Source organism: Nonomuraea rhizosphaerae (genome assembly GCF_019396405.1).
Lineage (GTDB): Bacteria > Actinomycetota > Actinomycetes > Streptosporangiales > Streptosporangiaceae > Nonomuraea > Nonomuraea rhizosphaerae.
Genome location: NZ_JAHKRL010000269.1, coordinates 1 through 2,809, shown reverse-complemented (window position 1 = coordinate 2,809; position 2,809 = coordinate 1). Strand labels below are relative to the sequence as shown.

The window sequence follows — 2,809 nt, the reverse complement described above, 5'->3', positions numbered from 1 at the left end:
GGGCGCCCCGGGGGGGGTGGAGGACGAGGTCAGGGCGATCGTGGCGGCGGCCGGGATCCCCGTCTACCGATCCATGGAGGCGGCCGCCGTGGCCGTCGCGGCGGGAGGTCGTTATGGGACTGCTTGACGGCAAGGTGGCGCTGATCACCGGCGGGGCGCGCGGCATGGGCGAGGCGCACGTGCGGCTCTTCCTGGAGGAGGGCGCGCGCGTGGTGTTCGGGGACGTGCTGGACGAGGAGGGCAAGGCGCTGGCGGAGGAGACGGGCGCCACGTACGTCCATCACGACGTCACCAGCCCCGAGGAATGGGAGCGCGCGGTCGCCACGGCGACGGAGCTGCACGGCAAGCTCCACATCCTGGTCAACAACGCCGGGATCCTGAAATTTCGGCGTATCGCGGATATGTCGGTGGACGAGTTCGACCGCATCATCGACGTGAACCTCAAGGGCACCTGGCTCGGCATCAAGTCCGTCATCGAGCCGATGAAGGCGGCCGGGCGCGGCTCGATCGTGAACATCTCCTCCGTCGAGGGCTTCATCGGGGCCGAGGGCATGTCGGCGTACGCGGCCTCCAAGTTCGCCGTCCGTGGCGTCACCAAGTCGGCGGCGCGTGAGCTGGCCCGGCACAAGATCCGGGTGAACTCCGTGCATCCCGGCGCCATCAACACCACGATGGCCCTGGACCCGGAGATCATGGCCGAGGTGGACGCGGAGGCGTTCATGCGCAGCATGGTGACCAAGCGCTTCGCCAAGCCGGTGGAGGTGTCGCACGTGGTCGCGTTCCTGGCCTCGGACAAGGCCAGCTACTGCACAGGCAGCGAGTTCACGGTGGACGGCGGCATGCTGACGGGCGCGGGCTACTGACCGCCGCCCCCGTCACTGCGGCGTGTACGTGACGCGGCGGTTCATCCACTCGGTGGGCGTGATGAACAGCCCGGTCGCCTCGGCGAGGAGCGTTCCATCCGGGAGCGCCACACGCCCCTCCGCCCACGTCTTGCGCCCCTCCGACCGCGTGTGCCGCGCCGAGACGACCACCGGCCTCCCGTACGGCACGAGCGCCTTGTACCGGATCGTCAGCGTCCCCGTCATGCCCGCCAGCCCGGCGGCGGCCACGGCCTGGCCGAGCAGGTGGTCCAGGGCCATCGCGGTGACCCCGCCGTGCACGCCGCCGGGCGGCCCCTCGTGCAGCGGCCTGAACGTCACCTCCGCCCGCACCCCTCCGTCGGGGACGTGCTCCACGGTGAGCGGCACGGCGTACGGGTTCGCGGCGCCGATGGCGGCGTTGCCCAGGTGACGCACGGTCCCGTCGGGCCCGATGTCGAACGACTGCGGCGACACCCGCACGGCCGCGCTGAGCCGGTCGGTCAGGGCGGCCATCTCGGCGGACACGGCCAGCAGTTCGTCCTCGCCGACGTCGGTGGCCAGGACCGCGTCCATCAGGTCTCTGGTCCGCTGGGCCAGGGCGCACAGGGCGGCGATGCGGGACTCGCCGGCGGCGACGTCGATCGTCATGGCCGCCATCTTAGAACACGTTCTACCGAATGAACTTCTAGACACGCCCGAAGGTAGATCTTTTCGTACTAAACCATCCTCGGCAGGACATTTCTGGCAAGCTCTTGACCTGCAGCTTTCGTTTCATTACCCCCGAGGGGGCTCCGTTTACGCGGGCTTGACCTGCGCTTTCGCCACGGTAGCCTCCTTCATCACGGAAGACTACAGGCCTCCGGTTTTGCCACAATGGTCCCTGGTTCCCCTTATGCCCCGGGACATGTGGATAAACCCGGTCTTGCTCGGAAGGTTCGCCTGCACGTCCATGACGCCAGAGATGAAGAAGTACATCGACCTGCTCGAGAGCCAGCTCGGCTACTCCGAGAAGGGCGGCTCGTACACCAAGTTCGGTGACTGGTACGGCAAGAACATCGAGTTCGACGCCGACTACTCCTCCGCGCCCTGGTGCGACATGTACCTGTCCTGGGCCGCGCACAAGCTCGGCTACGAGGAGTGGATCGGCCAGTTCGCCTGGACGGTGCGGCACGCCGAGTGGTTCAAGGAGCAGGGGGCCTGGGGCAAGACGCCCAAGCCCGGAGCCTTCGTCTTCTACGACTGGGGCGGCTCGAACAGCATCGACAACATCGACCACGTCGGCATCGTGACCCGGGTCGAGGGCAGCACGATCCACACGATCGAGGGCAACATCGACGGCGGCGTCGCCAAGCGCAAGGAACGCGACACCAGCAAGGTCGTCGGCTACGGCTACCCGGAGAAGATCAAGACCCGCCTGGACAACGAGGCCGCCGAGAAGCAGGTCGCGAGGGAGAACGAGCAGCGCCAGGCCAACGAGGACAGCATCCCCGGCACCACCGAGGTCGGCAAGCTGCAGCTCGACGGCAGCCCCCTCACCGACCAGATCCCCGGCATCGGCGAGGAGCGGCAGCAGCAGGCCCCGCTCGCCGCCCGCCCCAAACCCACCGCCAAGGAGACGCCCCGGCAGCAGGCCGAGGCCCCCGCGGCCACGACGCGCAAGACCGCGGAGCCGTCCACCGGCAGGACCACCGAGCAGGCGCCCAAGAAGGGCAAGCACGCCAAACCCGCCACCGCCGACACGAACGCGGTCACCACCGACGCCCCTCTCCCCACCCTCGTCGACGCCTCGGCCAGTTCGCCCACGCCGGCGCTGTCGTCCCCCACGCTGATCGGCTCCGCCCTGGTGGCGGCGCTCGCCGTGCTCGCCGTGGCCAAGACCCGGTCGGTGCGGGTACGCACGGCGCGGGCGGCCCTCGCGGCCGCCGCCCCGCCCCCGGCCCCGGCCC

Annotated in this window: 3 protein-coding genes; 2 read left to right on the top strand and 1 reads right to left on the bottom strand. The window is 69.5% G+C overall.

What is annotated here, in order from left to right:
* Positions 1 to 113: 113 nt before the first annotated feature.
* Entirely contained in the window at positions 114 to 863 is a 750-nt protein-coding gene (locus KME77_RS13410) for a glucose 1-dehydrogenase (protein ID WP_219466559.1), read from the top strand.
* Positions 864 to 875: 12 nt separating this feature from the next.
* Here KME77_RS13410 and KME77_RS13405 read toward each other — a convergent pair whose 3' ends face one another.
* Positions 876 to 1,511: a PaaI family thioesterase gene (locus KME77_RS13405; RefSeq protein ID WP_219466557.1), complete on the bottom strand. Its 636-nt coding sequence runs from the start codon at positions 1,509 to 1,511 to the stop codon at positions 876 to 878.
* 301 nt (positions 1,512 to 1,812) lie between these two features.
* Here KME77_RS13405 and KME77_RS13400 point away from each other — a divergent pair.
* On the top strand, positions 1,813 to 2,809 hold a 997-nt coding region (locus KME77_RS13400; RefSeq protein WP_219466554.1), incomplete at its 3' end, for a CHAP domain-containing protein.

Excerpts from the sequence above, each read along its gene's own strand:
- KME77_RS13405 (WP_219466557.1), bottom strand. The coding sequence starts at position 1,511 with ATGACGATCGACGTCGCCGCCGGCGAGTCCCGCATCGCCGCCCTGTGC.
- KME77_RS13410 (WP_219466559.1), top strand. The coding sequence starts at position 114 with ATGGGACTGCTTGACGGCAAGGTGGCGCTGATCACCGGCGGGGCGCGC.